Here is a 17,261-nt window from a genome sequence, read left to right as displayed (position 1 = left end):
GGAAATCCGCATCAAACCGATTGTGGGCGCCTTAAGGAATTGAATTCTCCCTTGTTTCTGCCATGTTCGCGCCCAAAGCAGGTGTGGGGACTTGCCGATCGCCATCGCGGTCGGGAGCGCGCTTTCAAGGGATTTCCATGGCAAAGCCGGTTGTGATCGTGGTGGGCGCTGACAAGGGCGGGGTCGGCAAGACCACCGTCTCGCGGACGCTCCTGGACTATTTCAGTGCCAACAATGTGCAGACCCGGGCGTTCGACACCGAGTCGCCGCGCGGCACGCTGAAGCGCTTCCATCCCGACATCACCGAGATCGTCGACATGACGACGACCGCGGACCAGATGAAGATCTTCGATACGCTGAACTCGGGCCCCGCGGTCACCGTCATCGACGTCCGCGCCGGCCTGTTGTCGCCCGCGCTGGCCTCGCTGCGCGACATCGGCTTCCTCGACGCGGCGCGCTCCGGCCAGATCACCTTCGCCGTGTTCCATATCCTCGGCCCGTCGATCGCTTCGCTGGACGAGATCGCCGAGACCGCCGGCTTCATGGGCGGCGCAAAATATTTCCTGGTGAAGAACTTCATCAACGACACCCAGTTCTTCCAGTGGGACCAGGCGACCTATAATTCCTACTTCCACCGCATCAAGGACGCGACCGACCTTACGATCCCCAAGCTCAACGAAATGGCCTATGAGCAGGTCGAGGTGTCCTCGGTTCCGTTCCTGAAATTCGTCGCCAACAAGGGCATCAACGACGACGCCGCGAATTATTCGTTCGTGCTGCGCGGCTATGTCCGGCACTGGCTCGCCAATGTCTGGAGCGAGTACGACCGGATCAAGCTGACCGACCTGGTCGGGGCCAAATCGGCCAAGGGCGAAAAATAGTCGCGGCCGGGCAGCGAAAAAGTCGCGCCCGGGGCGGCGATGGGGCTGGATTAGGCGAAAATTTGGCCTGATATAGCGGGCGATGTCATCCACGCCCGTTTACATCATCTGCTCGCCCCGCCCGCAGGTCGGCAAGACGCTGATCGCGCGGCTGCTTGCGGAATTCCTGCTGCTCAAGAACGGCGACGTGGTCTGCTACGACATCAACCTAAAGGAGCCGTCGCTGCTCGACTACCTGCCGCGGATCACGGAAACCGCAGACGTGATCGACACCTACGGCAAGATGCAGCTGATGGACCGGGTCATCGTCAATGACGGCATCGCCAAGGTGATCGACCTCGGCTACCACGCCTTCGACGAATTCTTCAAAATGTGCGACGAGATCGGGCTGATGAAGGAGGCGCTGCGCCGACGCGTCTCGCCCGTCATCCTGTACGTTGCGGACACCGACCGCGCCTCGGTGCGCGGCTACCAGATGCTGCAAGGCCTGATCCCGCCGAACGCACTGATCGTCATCGACAATGAATTCGTGGTGCGCGGCGAGCTGTCGCCGGTCATGACCGCCAGCCGGGTGCTGCGCTTCCGCGCGCTGCCGGTGTTCCTGAAGACCTATATCGACCGGCTGACTTTCTCCTTCACCGGCTATCTGCGCCAGGAGAAGGATTCATCGACCGAGCTGCATCAGTGGATCCGGCGGAATTACACCACGTTCCGGGATCTCGAGCTCAGCATGCTGCTGCAGCGGGGCTAGCCGTCGTCCCGGCGAAAGCCGGGACCCATAAACAAGGCTGCGCATTTGGCGAAAGTTGGGGCCACAGCATTTCCGCACAACCAGCATTCGTGGTTATGGGTCCCTGCTTTCGCAGGGACGACCGTGTGGAGGGAGCGACGCTAGTGCCCCTCGAACGCCATCAGCGTGCGCACCGGCACGTCCATCGCACGCAGCTTCGCCGCGCCGCCGAGATCGGGCAAATCGACGATGAAGCAGGCCGCGACCACATTGGCGCCGATCTGGCGCAGCAGCTTCACCGCGCCCTCCGCGGTGCCGCCGGTCGCGATCAGATCGTCGACCAGGATCACGCGCTCGCCGGGCTGTACGGCGTCGGCATGCATCTCCATCTCGTCGATGCCGTACTCAAGCGAATAGGCGATCCGCACCGTGGTGTGCGGCAGCTTGCCCTTCTTGCGGATCGGCACGAAGCCGGCGGAGAGCTGATGCGCCACCGCGCCGCCGAGGATGAAGCCGCGGGCCTCGATGCCTGCGACCTTGTCGACCTTTGCGCCCGCCCAGGGATGCACCAGCTCGTCCACCGCCCGGCGGAAGGCGCGGGCATCCGCGAGCAGCGTCGTGATGTCGCGAAACAGGATGCCCTTCTTCGGGTAGTCCAGGATGGTGCGAACGGTCGCCTTGATGTCGTGGTCGAAGGTCATTGGTCTCGCAATCCTCAATTGGCCGGCGGATCAAGCCGGAATGCATTCTCGACAATACGCAGGCCGACCTCGTTACCGAGCGACATCAGCGATTCCGGATGGAATTGCACGCCGCCGACCGGCAGGGTCTTGTGCTCGATCACCATCGCGACGCCGTCTTCGGTGGTCGCGGTCACCGCCAGCACCTCGGGCACGCTGTCGCGCTCGACATAGAGCGAGTGGTAGCGGCCGATCACGATCTCATTGGGCAGGTTGTGCATCAGCCGGCCGCCACGCACCTGGACGCGCGACGGACGGCCATGCGCGGGCTGGGTAAGCTGGCCGAGCTCGCCGCCGAAATATTCGCCGATCGCCTGCACGCCGAGGCAGACGCCGAAGATCGGCAGCTTCTTCTCGAGCGCGGTGTCGATGGTCTTGGCGATGCCGAAATCCTCCGGGCGACCCGGCCCGGGCGACAGCACCAGCAGATCCCAGCCCTTCTTCTTGAGCATGTCCTGGGCATGGATGTGCCGGACCACGGTGACGTTGGCGCCGACCTGGCGGAAGTAATCCGCCAGCATGTGCACGAAGCTGTCGTCATGATCGATCAGCAGCACATTCTTGCCCGAGCCGGTTGCGTCGGGCGCGAAATCCGACAGCGGCTTCGGCGGATCGCCGCGCAGCGCCTGAAACAGCGCCGCCGCCTTGACCTGGCACTCGCGGTCTTCCGCGGCGGGATCGGAGTCGAACAGGCAGGTCGCGCCGACCCGCACCTCGGCGAGGCCATCCTTCATGCGGATGGTGCGGATGGTGAGGCCGGTGTTGATGCTGCCGTCGAAATTGACGCAGCCGATCGCGCCGGCGTACCAGCGCCGCGGCGACCGCTCGTGGTCCTCGACGAACTGCATCGCCCACAGTTTCGGCGCACCGGTCACGGTGACCGCCCAGGCATGGGTCAGAAAGGCGTCGAGCGAATCGAAGCCAGGCCGCAGCATGCCCTCGACATGGTCGACGGTGTGGAACAGTTTCGAGTAGGTCTCGATCTGGCGCCGCGCCAGCACCTTGATGGTGCCGGGCACACAGACGCGCGCCTTGTCGTTGCGGTCGACGTCGGTGCACATGTTGAGCTCGAACTCGTCCTTCTCCGAGTTCAGCAGCTTGCGGATCTGCTCGGCATCGCCGATCGAATCCGAGCCGCGAGCGATGGTGCCCGAGATCGGGCAGGTCTCGACCCGGCGGCCGTCCGAGCGCACGAACATCTCGGGCGATGCCGAGACCAGAAACTCGCCGTCGCCGAGATTCATCAGCGCGCCATAGGGCGACGGGTTGATGCGGCAGAGCCGCTGGAACACTTCAGCCGGCGAGCGCTCGCACGGCTCGGCGAACAGCTGCCCGGGCACCGCTTCGAACAGGTCGCCGCGGGCAAACGCCGCGCGCGCCACTTCCACCGTCGCCTGGTATTCGCCCGGCGCGTGATCGGCAAAGCCTTGCCGCCCGGTCTTGGCATAGAGGCTCGGCGCGGTCTCATGCGACTGGCCGGCGGTGGACTTGCCTTTCCACGCGAACTCGTAATTCAGCGCCACGCCGCGGCCGGTGGCACGGTCATAGGCCAGCAGCCGGTCCGGCACGTAGAGCACGATGTCGCGCTGGTCGGCCTCGCGGGCGCGCTTCTGCACGAGGTCCTCGATCTGGAACACGAGGTCGTAGGCGAAGGCGCCGAACAGGCCGAGCAGCGGATCGGCATTGGAGGTGAATGCCGCCACCATGTCGCGCACCAGCGACATCACGCTGGCGCGGCGGGTGCGTTGGTCTTCCTCGACCGGCGCTTCGCCGCGGACGATATGGCCGGAGAGCTTCGTCGCGCTCCGCTCGGAGATCACGACGCAGGGCTCGCGCAGCACGTCGCCGAGAAAGGCGATCAGGACCTCGCCGCGCGGGTTCAGTGCCTGCAGCGAGAAATCGGTGCCTGACGTCTCCAGCACCAGGGGCGGATCGGCGAAGCCGAGGTCAAAGCTCTCGTAGCGGCCCGGCACCGTCGTGCCCGAGGACAGCACCACGCCGCGGCGGCGGTCGAGCAGCGCGATCAGATCATCGAGGCGATTGGCGCCGCCGGTGAACTGTTCGACCACGCGCGCGACGGCAAGGCCGCCATTGGTCAGATACTCGCTCTTGGCCGGCAGGGAGAAGACTGTCCTGTTCATGTGATCCTCTTACGAGACTTGGGAAGAGAGCGCCACACAGGACAAACGAAGGGACCGTCGCACTGCGATGGCGACCTTCGACGTTTGTGAAAAAAGAAAACGCACCGGCCACCTATGAGAAGGTGGGCCACCAACGACGGGATGGACTGGCGACGGTGCTCATGGCCGTTACACACCACCCGGCGCGGGCCGTGTCAAGGGATGGCCTCACACCCCTGCCCCAGCCTGGGACGCCATATTCGGGGTTTGAAGAGCCAGGAATCCGCGTAGGATTTGCCGAAATGGCGGCCGATCGGCCGCCCAAAAAACAGACAGATGGCGGAGGCGCAGATGGCGATTTTGGGTCTCGGATATGCCGGCTTCGGCTCCGACGCGCTCGACGACTGGCGGCAATTCGGCACCGGCCTGGTCGGGCTGCAGGCGATCGAGCGCGGCAACTCGCTGCTCGCGTTTCGGATGGACGACCGCAAGCAGCGCATCGTGATCGACCGTGCGCAGGGCGAAGGCACGCGGTTCTTCGGCTGGGAGGTCGCGGATGCCGCTGATCTCGACGCGCTGGCGGCGCGGCTGGAGCGCGCCGGCGTCGCCGTGACATCGGAGCCGCAGGCGCTCGCAGATAGCCGGCGGGTGCGCGGCCTGATCTCGTTCCGGGATCCGGCCGGCAACCGGCTCGAGGCGTTTCACGGCGCCGAGATCGACGACACGCCGTTCAAGCCGGGACGCTCGATCTCCGGCTTCCGCACCGGCGCACTCGGCCTCGGCCACGCGGTGCTGACGGTCGAGAATCTCGTCCCTGTCATGAGCTTCTATGTCGACGTGCTCGGCTTCGGTCTCAGCGACTACATCGAAAAGCCGTTCCGCGCCTATTTCTTCCACGTCAACGCCCGCCACCATTCGCTGGCGCTGATTGAGACCGGCAGCAACGGCATGCATCATTTGATGGTGGAGCTGTTCTCGCTCGACGATGTCGGCCAAGCCTACGACATCGCGCAGCAGGAAGACCGGGTCAACGTCACGCTCGGCCGTCACACCAATGATTTGATGACGTCGTTCTACGCCAAATCGCCGTCAGCCTTCATGGTCGAGTGCGGCTGGGGCGGCCGCGAGATCGATCCTGCGAACTGGACGCCGTTCGAGATGTATGACGGCCCGAGCCTGTGGGGCCACGAGCGCGTCTGGCTGTCGCCGGAAGACCGCGCGGTCGCGCGCGAGATGCGGATGCGCGCCGCCGCCGAGGGCAAGCGCGCGCCGGTGCAGGTGATGGAAGGCAATTTCAGGCTAATGTCGGGGACCTGCCCGTGGTGGGACGGGGTGAAGGCAGAAACCTGACTCTCCACGTCGTCCCGGCGAAAGCCGGGACCCATAACCACAGGGTGTAGTTGTTTTGGCGTGATGACTGCCGATATGCCCATTACCGCGGCCGCGGCGTATGGGTCCCGGCTTTCGCCGGGACGACAGCGAGTTTGCGGACAATCGCGCGCTTACCCCAGATGCTTCTTGAAAAAGTCCGTCGCCCGGTCCCATGCGAGCTCCGCACACTGCCGGTCGTGCACCGACAGGCGCTGCTCGTTGCCGAAACCGTGGTCGGCGTCATAGCGGTATAGCTCCAGCGATTTGCCGGCGGCCTTCATCGCCTTCTCGAAACCGTCGACCAGCGCCGGCGTGCACCAGTCGTCCTTGGTGGCAAAATGGCCCTGTAGCGGAATTCTCACGTCCGCCGGCTTTGCCGCCTGCTCCGGCGGAATGCCGTAGAACACCACACCGGCGGTCAATTCCGGGATCTTCGTGGCGCCGATGATGGTCACTGCGCCGCCGAGGCAGAAGCCGGTGAGGCCGACCTTGGCGCCGTTCTTGGCGAGATATTGCGCGGCGCCGCGCACGGTCTGCGTGGTGGCGTCCATGAAGTCGAGCGAGTTCATCTCTTTGCCGGCCGCGTCGGTGTCGTGATACGGCACCACCTTGCCCTTGTAGAGATCGGGCGCCAGCGCATCGAAACCGGCCCGCGCGAAGCGGTCGCACATGCCCTTGATCTGGTCCTGCAGGCCCCACCATTCCTGGATCACGACCACGCCGGGTGCGTTGCCGCGCGCGGTATTGGCGAGATAGCCCGACGCTTCCTTGCCGTCCGGACGCTTGAAGCTGATGCTGGTACCCATGAGTTCCTCCGCAGATGTTTGCCGGCTGATTGGCCGGCATCTTGTCCGTACTCGGTGGCGGACGCAATTGACGAGGCTGTCATTCCGGCGCGATGCCGGCAGCATCGAGCCCGGAATCTCGAGATTCCGGGTCTGGTGCTAGCGCACCATCCCGGAATGGCGTCATGAAACAAAAAAGCCCCCGAAGGGGCTTTTTCAAACTCGCGACAGCTGAGGTCAGTGGGCGTCGGCCCAGACCTTGCGCTTGGTGAAGTACATCAGGATCGCGAACACGACCAGGAAGAAGAACACCTGCATGCCGATCCGCTTGCGCTCTTCCATGTGCGGCTCCGCGGCCCACATCAGGAAGGTGGTGACGTCATGCGCGTACTGCTTGACCGTCGCCGGCGAGCCGTCGTCGAAGGTCACCTGACCGTCGGACAGCGGCTTCGGCATCTTGATGGCGTGACCGGGGAAGTACTTGTTGTAGTAGGAGCCCTCGGGGATCGTGACGCCGGCCGGGACCTTCTCCTCGAAGCCCTGCAGGATGGCGTCGACGTAGTCGGGACCCTGCTCCTGATATGTCGTGAAGAAGTCGATCACGAACTGCGGGAAGCCGCGCTTGTAGGACCGCGCCTTGGTGATCAGCGAGAGATCGGGCGGCGCCGCGCCGCCATTGGCTGCGCGCGCGGCCTGTTCGTTCGGGAACGGCGACGGGAAGTAGTCCGCCGGGCGGCCCGGACGTTCGAACATCTCGCCCTGGTCGTTCGGGCCGTCCTTGATCTTGTACTCAGATGCGAACGCAGCCGCCTGCGCCGGCGAATAGCCGGGGCCGCCGGCATCGGCGAGGTTGCGGAACGCGACATAGGACAGGCCGTGGCAGGCCGAGCAGACTTCCTTGTAGACCTTCAGGCCACGCTGCAGCGAGCCGCGGTCATAGGTGCCGAACCAGCCCGAAAAGGACCACTTCTGCTGCGGCGGCGCATTGCCGCCCTCCTCGGCCTTGGCGTTCTGGGTGCCGCCCACCAGCAGGCTGCCGGCCACCACCATCGCGAGCATCACCGAGGCTGCGGTCGCGGCCCTGCCCTTGCTCTTCGCCAGCACGTCGTCGGCGATCGAGTTCGGCACCGGGCGCGGCGTCTCGATGCGGGCGAGCAGCGGCAGCACGATCAGGAAGTAGGCGAAGTAGCAGACGGTCAGGATGCGGCCGGCGATCACATAGATGCCTTCCGGCGGCTGCGAGCCGAGATAGCCGAGCAGGATGCAGACCACCACGAAGATCCAGAAGAACTGCTTGGCCAACGGGCGGTACTTCGACGACCGGGTCCGTGCGCTGTCGAGCCAGGGCAGGAAGCACAGGATGATGATCGCCGAGAACATCGCCACGACGCCGGCGAGCTTGTTCGGGATCGAGCGCAGGATCGCGTAGAACGGCAGGTAGTACCATTCAGGCACGATGTGCGCCGGGGTCACGCCGGGGTTCGCCGGGATGTAGTTGTCGGCGTCGCCGAGATAGTTCGGCATGTAGAAGATGAACCAGGCGAAGAAGATCAGGAAGCACGACACACCGAACGCGTCCTTGATGGTCGCATAGGGCGTGAACGGCACGGTATCCTTCTCGGTCTTGGCCTCGACGCCGGCCGGGTTGTTCTGACCCGCGACGTGCAGCGCCCAGATGTGCAGCACGACCACGCCGGCGATCACGAACGGCAGCAGGTAGTGCAGCGAGAAGAAGCGGTTCAGCGTCGGGTTGCCGACCGAATAGCCGCCCCACAGCAGGGTCACGATGCTCTCGCCGAAATACGGCACGGCCGAGAACAGGTTGGTGATGACGGTGGCGCCCCAGAAGCTCATCTGGCCCCACGGCAGCACGTAGCCCATGAAGCCGGTGGCCATCATCAGCAGGTAGATGATGACGCCGAGGATCCACAGCACCTCGCGCGGCTCCTTGTACGACCCGTAATAGAGGCCGCGGAACATGTGGATGTAGACCGCGAAGAAGAACATCGACGCGCCGCAGGCATGCATGTTGCGCAGCAGCCAGCCGTAATTGACGTCGCGGACGATCAGTTCGACCGACTTGAAGGCGAGGTCGGCGTGCGGCGTGTAGTGCATCGCCAGGATCACGCCGGTCAGGATCTGCAGCGCCAGCATCATCGAAAGGATGGCGCCGAAGGTCCACCAGTAGTTCAGGTTGCGCGGCGTCGGATAGGCCACGAAGGAGGAGTGGATCAGGCCGAAGATCGGAAGGCGCCGTTCGATCCACTTCAAGGCGGGGTTGCTCGGTTGGAAATCAGATGGTCCGCTCATTGATGCGATCCTGAAGAAGAAAAACGACGCGATGGGTCCAAGGGGAAGCCGAAGTCCCGGAGGGTCCGGGACTTAGCCGATCTGGATTTTGGTGTCGGTAAGGAAGGCGTAGGGCGGCACCGCCAGGTTGGCGGGCGCCGGCCCCTGGCGGATACGACCGGAGGAGTCGTACTGGGAGCCGTGGCAGGGGCAGAAGAAGCCGTCGTAATTGCCCTCATGGGCGATCGGGATACAGCCGAGATGGGTGCAGATGCCGATCACGACCAGCCACTGGTCGTGGCCGGACTTGACGCGGGCCGAGTCGGGCTGCGGATCAGGCAGGCTCGAGAGCGGCACCTTCTGGGCCTCCTCGATCTGCTTCTTGGTGCGGTGGCTGATGTAGATCGGCTTGCCGCGCCAGAACACCTTGATGTCCTGGCCCTCGGCGATCGGGGTCAGATCGACCTGGATCGGCGCGCCGGCCGCGATCGTCGCGGCATCCGGGTTCATCTGGGCAACCAGCGGCCAGACAGTGGCGGCTGCGCCGACCACGGCGGCAGCTCCGGTTGCAACGAAGAGAAAATCACGGCGTGTCGGATGGTCCGCCGAAGACGCTGTCGTCACGATTCCTAGCCCTTTCTTTTCTGCAGCCGGTGGAACCGCCCCAGAGACGCTGGGAAGCGCCCCAAGAAAGGCTGCCGGCGCCCGCGGCCCCCGCGGCGGCAGAAAACCGCTATTCCCCACCCCAAATGGCGGAACAGCAGTCCAGAATCGTTCTATTGGCACCCTTGCCGGACGAGCGCAAGCCCGCTATCGGCTCGCACACGTGCAATGCACGAAATCCGCGCCGAGCGATGTTTTATTGAGACAATTTCATCCGGATTTCACAGGTCGTCCGCACCATGCAGATCGCGCTGTTCCAGCCCGACATCCCCCAGAATACAGGGACGATTCTGCGCCTCTGCGCCTGCCTGGACGTGGCAGCCCATATCATCGAACCGGCGGGATTCGACAGCTCCGACCGGAATTTCCGCCGGGCGGGTATGGACTATCTCGACCATGTGCGGTTGAAGCGTCACGACTCATGGTCGAAATTCGAGGAATGGCGGGCCGAGGCAGGATGCCGGCTGGTGCTGTTCACGACCAAGGCGGCGAAATCCTACCTTGATTTCGCGTATGCGGCCTCCGATGTGCTGCTGTTCGGGCGCGAAACGGCAGGGGTGACCGACTCGGTGGTCGCGGCCGCGGATGCGCGGCTGGTGATTCCGATCAGGCCGACCATGCGTTCGCTCAATGTGGCGGTCACGGCGGCCATGGCCGTCGGTGAGGCGCTGCGGCAGACGGGTTCAGGATTTGCCGGCTCAGGAATTGCCGGTCCGGCAACTTAAGGGATTTTTGGTGAGCTACGCGGTCAAGGAGATCTTTCTCACCCTGCAGGGCGAAGGCGCCCATGCGGGCCGCGCCTCCGTGTTCTGCCGCTTCGCCGGCTGCAACCTCTGGAGCGGCCGCGAGCAGGACCGCGCCGGGGCGGTCTGCCGGTTCTGTGACACCGATTTCGTCGGCACCGACGGCACGCTCGGCGGCCGCTATGCCGACGCGGCCGAGCTCGCCGGCACCATTGCCGCGCAATGGACGGGGGGCGAGGCCGACCGCTACGTGGTGCTGACCGGCGGCGAGCCGCTGCTGCAGGTCGACACCGCCCTGATCGAGGCCCTGCACGGCCACGGCTTTGCGATCGCGATCGAGACCAACGGCACCATCGCCCCGCCCGACGGGCTCGACTGGATCTGCGTCAGCCCCAAGGCCGCATCCGAACTCGTGGTGCGCAGCGGACACGAGCTCAAGCTGGTCTATCCGCAGCCGGAGAATGCGCCGGAGGACTTTGCGGGGCTTTCCTTCGAGCGCTTCTCGCTGCAGCCGATGGACGGCCCCGACGTGATCGAGAACACCGAGCGGGCGATCGCCTATTGCCTGAAGCACCCGCAATGGCGCCTCAGCGTGCAGACGCACAAGACGCTCGGGATTAGATGAACCAACCGGAGCGTTTTCAAGCGAAGTGGGTACCGGTTCGCATTAAGAAAACGCGACGAAACTAGAGACAGAACTGGATTGTTGAGCGAGATGTGGGAATTGACGAAAGCGTTTCGGTTCGAGGCTGCGCATGCGCTGTCCGGAACGACCTTTGGTGCCGCCAGCGAGGAGATCCACGGCCACTCGTTTCGAGCCGAGGTGACCGTGCGCGGCACGCCGGACCCGAAAACCGGAATGGTGGTCGATCTCGGCCTGCTCGAACGCGCCATGGCCGAGGTGCAGAAGACGCTCGACCACAAGTTCCTCAACAAGATCGAGGCGATCGGTGTCCCGACGCTGGAAAATCTCTCGCGCTTCATCTGGGAGCGGTTGCAGCACGCGGGCAAGCTGACCCGCGTCAGCGTCCATCGCGACAGCTGCAACGAGAGCTGCACCTATTTCGGCCCGCAAGGTTAGTCATGCTGCCAACAGACCCCGCCATCATCGAAGACCGCAAGGCGCGTGCGCGCGGCTGGTTCGAGGCGCTGCGCAACGACATCTGCGCGGCCTTCGAGAAGCTCGAGGACGACGCCTCCCCAACGCTCTATCCCGGCAATGCGGGCCGGTTCGTGCGCACCCCCTGGGATCGCACCGACCATACCGGCAAGCCGGGCGGCGGCGGCGTGATGTCGATCATGAAGGGCCGGCTGTTCGAGAAGGTCGGCGTGCACTGCTCGACCGTGCATGGCGAGTTCGCCCCCGAATTCCGCGCACAGATTCCCGGCGCCGCGGATGATCCGAGGTTCTGGGCCTCGGGTATTTCGCTGATCGCCCATCTGCGCAATCCGAACGTGCCCGCCGTGCACATGAACACCCGCTTCGTCGTCACCACCAAGGCCTGGTTCGGCGGCGGCGCCGATCTGACGCCGGTACTGAACCGGCGGCGCACCCAGGAGGACCCCGACACGGTCGCCTTCCATGCCGCGATGAAGGCGGCCTGCACCGGACCGAACGGCGTCGCCGACTACGACAAGTACAAGAAATGGTGCGACGACTATTTCTATCTGCCGCACCGCAAGGAAGCCCGTGGCGTCGGCGGCATCTTCTACGACTGGCATGACAGCGGCGACTGGGAGGCCGATCTCGCCTTCACCCAGGACGTCGGGCGCAGCTTCCTGAAGATCTATCCCGAGCTGGTGCGGCGCAATTTCGCGGCCGACTGGAGCGCGGAGGATCGCGACGAGCAGCTGATCCGCCGCGGCCGCTATGTCGAGTTCAACCTGCTCTATGACCGCGGCACCATCTTCGGCCTGAAGACCGGCGGCAATGTGGATTCGATCCTGTCATCGCTGCCGCCGGAGGTGAAATGGCCATGACCAAGCTGCCGCGCGCGATGCTGATCGACATGGACGACACCATCCTGTCAGCCTATGGACGTCCCGAGATCGCGTGGAACGCGATCACCGCTGAATTCGCCACGGAGCTGGCGCCCCTGCCCCCGGACATGGTCGCAACCGCGTTGTTGGCCTCTGCACGGCAATTCTGGTCGACTGCCGAGCCGATCTGGCGGATCAAGCTCGGCGAGGCGCGCCGGCTCACCGTGAAGGGCGGCTTCGCTCAGCTGGCCGCGGCGGGCCACCGTGCGCTGCCCGACGATCTCGCCGACCGCATCGCCGACCGCTTCACCGCCTATCGCGAGGAGGAGATGTTCGTCTTCCCCGGCGCGCATGAAGCGATCGATGCGTTCAAGGCGCTCGGCATCAAGCTCGCGCTGGTAACCAACGGCGCCGCCGACATGCAGCGCGCCAAGGTCGAACGCTTCGCGCTTGGCCATCGCTTCGATCACATCCAGATCGAGGGCGAGCACGGTTTCGGCAAGCCGGAGGAGCGCGCCTACCTGCACGCAATGCAGGCACTCGGCGTCACCGCAGCCGACACCTGGATGATCGGCGACAATCTCGAATGGGAAGTCGTGGCGCCGCAGCGGCTCGGCATCTATGCGATCTGGATGGACGTGCACGGAGTCGGATTGCCGCCGGAGTCGACGATCAAGCCGGACCGCATCATCCGCTCGCTGACCGAACTGGTTCCGGCCACACACACATAGCCGTTTTCCACGTCAATTCCATCGAAGCAGTCGCCGGCCGTGATTTGACTGTCATCACCGGTCGCTAGCTTGCCGTCCGCGTCATCCAGCGCGGAGGGAAGATCATGGAACTGAAACCAGGCGATGTCGTCATGCTGAAATCCGGCGGCCATCCGATCACGGTCGTCGAAGTCGAGGAAGACAAGGTCGAGTGTCTGTGGATGGGCACGGACGGCGATCTGTTTCGCGAAACCCTGCCGCTCGTCGCCCTCGAATCCACCGAGCTCGATCCTGAGGACGATGAAGAGGAAGACGACGACGAGGAAGAAGAAGAAGACGACGAGGACGACGACGGCGACCGCAAGAAGAAGCGCAAGGCCGCGTGAGTCTTTCAGGCGATGCTGCCCGGCAGGTGCCGGCAGCATCGCTTCCGCTTCCCGTCACAATGCTCGCAGCGCGCTCGTGATCATCACCACGCCGCCGGTGATCACGGCAGCATCGAGGATCGCGGCGTGGATGTGCACCGGCATCCGTTCCACGAAAGCCTTGGCGAGGAATGCGCCGGGAATGGCGACCAGACCGATCAGGAGTGCAAGCGCAAGCACCTGTGCGGTGATAACCCCGGTCAGACCGAACACCGAGATCTTGACCGCGGCGCTCGTGAGCGAGATCACCGCATCGGTCGCGACCACGGCGGCGCCCTCGAGGCCCGCCGCCATCAGCAGCGACAGCAGGATGACGCCGGAGCCCGCGGTGCCGCCGACCACGACGCCATAGCCGACCGCACCGGCCGCAAGGCCACGCTCGCCGATCCTGACGCTGTGCTTGCGCAGCAGCCGCCGCAGCGGCACGCTCAGGATCAGCATGCTTCCGATCACCAGCGCAGCACCCGCACTGGTCAGCCGCGTGTAGCCGTAGGCGCCGAGCGCCGTGCTGAATAGCGCCGCCGCGATCACGATGATCGCCTTGCGGCGATCGGCGAATCTGACAAAGGCGATGAAGCGGCTGCTGTTGGTGAAGATCGACGAGATCGCGATGATCGGCACGACCGGCTCGGCACCGACCATCGGCACCAGCACCAGCGGCATCAAGGCGCCGGTGCCGTAGCCGGCGAGGCCTCCGATCACGGAAGCAAACAGGGCGACGGCTGCGACGAGCAGAATTTGAAGGAGCGAGATGTCTGCGAAGCCGGAGAGGAAATTCAAAGCCGATGGTCGCGGGTGAAACGGGAAACGGTCTGGTCGGCGATGCCAGACAGCACCTGCGGATCGAGCGGGAAATCCGCGGCTAGCCAAGCATCCTCGGCCAAGGTCAGTACATGCCCCAATGCCGGTCCCTCGGCAATCCCGCGCGCGATGAAATCCGACGCCCTCAAGGGAAAGTGAGGCGCGCGCCAGCGTTGCGGCAACGTGGCGAGTGCGCGCCACTGATCGACATCGCGGCCCGCGCCGGTTCGTGCCCAAGCCAATAGCAGGCGGTCACGATACGGCTCCTCGTCGAGCCGGTAGAGCCTGCGCTTGGCATGCGCCTCGTCCATGCCGGGCAGGCGCCACCAGCGATGGCCCATCGAATCCAGCGCCTTGGCCTCGGTGTTGGAGAGCCGCAGCCGGCTTGCGATACGCCGCGCGTCCTCGGTCACGGCGACCGTCAGCGCGGCGAGCCTGCGCATCGCGCTCGGCGTGAGCTCCATCAGCCTCTCGATCTCGATCATCGCCGCGAACGGCCCGGTATAGGCAACGCCGCCGAACACCGACTGCAGCAACCCGGCATCGGCCATCGCGACCACCGCACCGGCGGCGCCGTTCGCGACCACGAGCTTGAGCATCTCTATCCGGATGCGCTCGGCCGACAGGCCGGGCAATCCGCCGCGGCCGCCGATGCAGGCGAGATAGCCGGCACGATCGACCTCGCCTGCGCCATAGGCGGCGTGGAAGCGGAAGAAGCGCAGGATGCGCAAATAGTCCTCGGCGATCCGCTGCGCGGGATCGCCGATGAAGCGCACCCGCCGCGCCTCGATGTCGGCGAGGCCGCCGACGTGATCATGCACGACGCCAGCGGTATCGACCGACAGGCCGTTGATGGTGAAGTCGCGCCGCTCGGCGTCGCGCACCCAGTCGCGCCCGAACGCCACCTTGGCCTTGCGGCCGAAGGTCTCGGTGTCCTCGCGCAGCGTCGTCACTTCGAAAGGGTGGCCGTCGACGACCAGCGTCACCGTGCCGTGCTCGATGCCGGTCGGCACGCTCTTGATGCCCGCCCGCTTGGCGCGGCGGATCACCTCCTCCGGCAGTGCGGTGGTGGCGATGTCGACGTCGGCGAGCGGGATCTGCATCAGCGCGTTGCGTACGGCGCCGCCGATCACCCGCGCCTCCTCGCCGTCGGCATTGAGCAGGCCGAGCACCCGCGCCGCCGGCCCCGAAGCGAGCCATGGCGCGTCGGACAGCAAGCGCACCTCGCTCATTTCTCAGCCCCCCGCACCAGCCTGCCATTCTCGATGTGAGCGGGAACATAGGTCGAGTTCGGCGGCGCGCCGGTCAATTCGGCGAGCAGCACGAAGCTCACGATGACCATCACCAGCGCCGCCAGCGTCAGCTTCATGATCATGTCGAGCGGCCAAGACGCCGGCAGCGTCACGCCGGACCGCGTCGTGATGAGGAAGATGGCATAAACCGCGAAAGGGATCAGGAAGATTCCGATCTCGGTCAACACCGTGCGGATCATGACAGATAGATCCGCTCATACAGCACGCGCAGGATACCCGCGGTCGCGCCCCAGATGTAACGCTCGGCGAACGGCATCGCATAATAGGAGCGGTCCATGCCGCGGAATTCCTTGGTGTGAATCTGATGATTCTCGGGGTTCATCAGGAAAGCGAGCGGCACTTCGAACGCATCGACGACTTCGGCCTCGTTGATCTCAAGGGCAAATCCCGGCTTCACCTTGGCGACCGTCGGCAGGATACGGAAGCCGAACGCGGTGCCATAGAGGTCTAGATAGCCGACAGGGTCGATGAATTCCCGCTTCAACCCGACTTCTTCGCAGGCTTCGCGCAGCGCGGCATCGAGCGGCGAGGCATCGGTGGCGTCGATCTTGCCGCCGGGAAACGAGATCTGGCCGGCGTGGCTCGAGAGGTTGGGCGAACGCTGCGTCAGGAGCACGGTCGGCTCGGGATGATCGACCACCGGGATCAGCACCGCGGCCGGCCGCACCGGTTGCTCCTGGGCGACGATCTCGAGCATCCGGTCGTTGCCGGAATCTCCTGTGCGCGGAATGATATGCGGATCGACCAGGCCCGGCGGCACTTCGAAACTGAGCCGCGTGCGGGCTCGCGCGAAGAATTCCGTCGAGTTGATCGTCGCCGGCTTCACCTTCAGCAACGGCTCGTTCAAAGTGCGCCCCTCACCTGACTGGCATCGGCCATCGCGAAAAATTCGCCGCCGGACTCGATACCGAACATCTCCTGACCATCGACCATCCGCTCCTCGCCCATGTCAACCAGATCGTAGTAGAGCGCGCGGGTGACCTTCGCCCACAGGTCGGCGCGGACATGCAGATAGGGCGTCAACCCGCCATCCTCGGCGGCCTCGAATCTGAGGCCGTGGCCCTTCTCGCAATCGACCCAATCATCGACGTTGGTCCGGAACCTGAGCAAACGGCCGCGCGCGTCTTCCTCGGTCTGCATTTCCACGGCGAGGAACGGCGCGTCGTCGACGCGGATGCCGACCTTCTCCACCGGTGTCACGAGAAAGTGCTTGCCGCCCTCGCGTTTCAGGATCGTCGAGAACAGCCGCACCAGCGCAGGCCGTCCGATCGGCGTTCCCATGTAGAACCAGGTGCCGTCAGGCGCGATTCGCATATCGAGATCGCCGCAGAACGGCGGATTCCACAGATGGACCGGCGGCAGGCCCTTGCGCCCGGCTGGACCCGACGTCGCAGCTCGGTTGGCAGCATTGGTGAGGCCTTCGAGGCCCTTGCCTCCGATGCCCGTAGTTTCACTGCCGGAATCGCTCTGCCCTTGCTTCGCCATTGTTTGCCTTAAAGTTTCCGACCTTCAATCTGGCACGTTTGGTGCACGTATTCTGAGATGTGGTCGGGATGTCATTCTCGCCACATCGTGATGCCGTTCATACCCTGAAATACCGATAAGGTGGGGATAGTTTAATTCAACGAATACATGGCCTTCGCATAGGTTTAGCATGCGGGCCATGCGATGACGACCAAGAGATGACGACAGATGCCGGCGCGGCAATGC

The 17,261-nt window shown here is 64.7% G+C and carries 19 protein-coding genes; 9 read left to right on the top strand and 10 right to left on the bottom strand.

Annotated features, from left to right (window positions below; translation table 11 throughout):
• The first annotated feature begins 137 nt into the window (after window positions 1-137).
• The gene (locus CK489_RS18005; protein ID WP_021076032.1) at window positions 138-881 is read left to right on the top strand and encodes a P-loop NTPase family protein; all 744 of its coding nucleotides are present in this window, start codon (window positions 138-140) and stop codon (window positions 879-881) included.
• Between the two features lie 82 nt (window positions 882-963).
• Window positions 964-1,632, top strand: coding sequence for a P-loop NTPase family protein (locus CK489_RS18000; protein ID WP_050627214.1), 669 nt, complete (start codon window positions 964-966; stop codon window positions 1,630-1,632).
• 140 nt (window positions 1,633-1,772) lie between these two features.
• Here the strand turns inward: CK489_RS18000 and CK489_RS17995 are convergent, their stop codons facing one another.
• Together CK489_RS17995 and CK489_RS17990 are read right to left on the bottom strand one after the other, a co-directional pair.
• Window positions 1,773-2,312: an adenine phosphoribosyltransferase gene (locus tag CK489_RS17995; protein ID WP_095733174.1), complete on the bottom strand. Its 540-nt coding sequence runs from the start codon at window positions 2,310-2,312 to the stop codon at window positions 1,773-1,775.
• Window positions 2,313-2,326: 14 nt separating this feature from the next.
• Window positions 2,327-4,492, bottom strand: coding sequence for an anthranilate synthase component I (locus tag CK489_RS17990; RefSeq protein WP_095733173.1), 2,166 nt, complete (start codon window positions 4,490-4,492; stop codon window positions 2,327-2,329).
• Window positions 4,493-4,822: 330 nt separating this feature from the next.
• Between CK489_RS17990 and CK489_RS17985 the strand changes: the two genes are divergently transcribed.
• Complete coding sequence (locus CK489_RS17985) at window positions 4,823-5,821, top strand: VOC family protein (protein WP_245350406.1); 999 nt, start codon at window positions 4,823-4,825, stop codon at window positions 5,819-5,821.
• A 152-nt stretch (window positions 5,822-5,973) separates the two neighbouring features.
• Here CK489_RS17985 and CK489_RS17980 read toward each other — a convergent pair whose 3' ends face one another.
• From CK489_RS17980 to petA, 3 genes are all read right to left on the bottom strand, one after another.
• Window positions 5,974-6,648, bottom strand: coding sequence for a dienelactone hydrolase family protein (locus CK489_RS17980; protein WP_095733171.1), 675 nt, complete (start codon window positions 6,646-6,648; stop codon window positions 5,974-5,976).
• Window positions 6,649-6,864: 216 nt separating this feature from the next.
• Window positions 6,865-8,937: a cytochrome c1 gene (locus tag CK489_RS17975; RefSeq protein ID WP_095733170.1), complete on the bottom strand. Its 2,073-nt coding sequence runs from the start codon at window positions 8,935-8,937 to the stop codon at window positions 6,865-6,867.
• 72 nt (window positions 8,938-9,009) lie between these two features.
• Window positions 9,010-9,540: a ubiquinol-cytochrome c reductase iron-sulfur subunit gene (petA, locus tag CK489_RS17970; protein WP_095733169.1), complete on the bottom strand. Its 531-nt coding sequence runs from the start codon at window positions 9,538-9,540 to the stop codon at window positions 9,010-9,012.
• Window positions 9,541-9,818: 278 nt separating this feature from the next.
• Here petA and CK489_RS17965 point away from each other — a divergent pair, with 278 nt between their 5' ends.
• From CK489_RS17965 to CK489_RS17935, 6 genes are all read left to right on the top strand, one after another.
• Entirely contained in the window at window positions 9,819-10,304 is a 486-nt protein-coding gene (locus CK489_RS17965) for a tRNA (cytidine(34)-2'-O)-methyltransferase (protein ID WP_095733168.1), read from the top strand.
• Window positions 10,305-10,314: 10 nt separating this feature from the next.
• Window positions 10,315-10,947 (top strand): 7-carboxy-7-deazaguanine synthase, encoded by a 633-nt coding sequence (queE, locus tag CK489_RS17960; protein WP_095733692.1) that lies wholly within the window; start codon window positions 10,315-10,317, stop codon window positions 10,945-10,947.
• A gap of 90 nt (window positions 10,948-11,037) precedes the next feature.
• Entirely contained in the window at window positions 11,038-11,403 is a 366-nt protein-coding gene (locus CK489_RS17955; protein WP_050627210.1) for a 6-pyruvoyl trahydropterin synthase family protein, read from the top strand.
• Between the two features lie 2 nt (window positions 11,404-11,405).
• On the top strand, window positions 11,406-12,302 hold the full coding sequence (gene hemF, locus CK489_RS17950; RefSeq protein WP_198960952.1) for an oxygen-dependent coproporphyrinogen oxidase: 897 nt from the start codon (window positions 11,406-11,408) through the stop codon (window positions 12,300-12,302).
• Window positions 12,293-13,033: an HAD family hydrolase gene (locus tag CK489_RS17945; RefSeq protein ID WP_095733167.1), complete on the top strand. Its 741-nt coding sequence runs from the start codon at window positions 12,293-12,295 to the stop codon at window positions 13,031-13,033. The genes hemF and CK489_RS17945 overlap by 10 nt, the downstream gene beginning before the upstream one ends.
• Window positions 13,034-13,137: 104 nt before the next feature.
• On the top strand, window positions 13,138-13,398 hold the full coding sequence (locus CK489_RS17935) for a DUF2158 domain-containing protein (RefSeq protein ID WP_198960951.1): 261 nt from the start codon (window positions 13,138-13,140) through the stop codon (window positions 13,396-13,398).
• Between the two features lie 54 nt (window positions 13,399-13,452).
• On the opposite strand, the gene CK489_RS17930 is transcribed toward CK489_RS17935, so the two are convergent.
• The 5 genes from CK489_RS17930 to CK489_RS17910 are packed head-to-tail and all read right to left on the bottom strand — an operon-like array spanning window position 13,453 to window position 17,036.
• Entirely contained in the window at window positions 13,453-14,217 is a 765-nt protein-coding gene (locus CK489_RS17930) for a TSUP family transporter (RefSeq protein WP_095733164.1), read from the bottom strand.
• Entirely contained in the window at window positions 14,214-15,470 is a 1,257-nt protein-coding gene (locus CK489_RS17925) for a CCA tRNA nucleotidyltransferase (protein ID WP_095733163.1), read from the bottom strand. The genes CK489_RS17930 and CK489_RS17925 overlap by 4 nt, the downstream gene beginning before the upstream one ends.
• Window positions 15,467-15,730, bottom strand: a complete 264-nt coding sequence (locus CK489_RS17920) for a DUF6111 family protein (protein ID WP_095733162.1) — start codon at window positions 15,728-15,730, stop codon at window positions 15,467-15,469. Before CK489_RS17920 ends, CK489_RS17925 begins: the two co-directional genes overlap by 4 nt.
• Window positions 15,727-16,362: a CoA pyrophosphatase gene (locus CK489_RS17915; RefSeq protein ID WP_430649154.1), complete on the bottom strand. Its 636-nt coding sequence runs from the start codon at window positions 16,360-16,362 to the stop codon at window positions 15,727-15,729. The genes CK489_RS17920 and CK489_RS17915 overlap by 4 nt, the downstream gene beginning before the upstream one ends.
• 32 nt (window positions 16,363-16,394) lie before the next feature.
• The gene (locus tag CK489_RS17910; protein WP_095733161.1) at window positions 16,395-17,036 is read right to left on the bottom strand and encodes a DUF1285 domain-containing protein; all 642 of its coding nucleotides are present in this window, start codon (window positions 17,034-17,036) and stop codon (window positions 16,395-16,397) included.
• Between the last annotated feature and the right edge of the window lie 225 nt (window positions 17,037-17,261).

It is taken from the genome of Bradyrhizobium sp. UFLA03-84, from assembly GCF_002289535.1.
Lineage (GTDB): Bacteria > Pseudomonadota > Alphaproteobacteria > Rhizobiales > Xanthobacteraceae > Bradyrhizobium > Bradyrhizobium viridifuturi.
The sequence above is the reverse complement of the archived record's forward strand: the minus strand, read 5'-3'. Positions and strand labels throughout refer to the sequence as shown.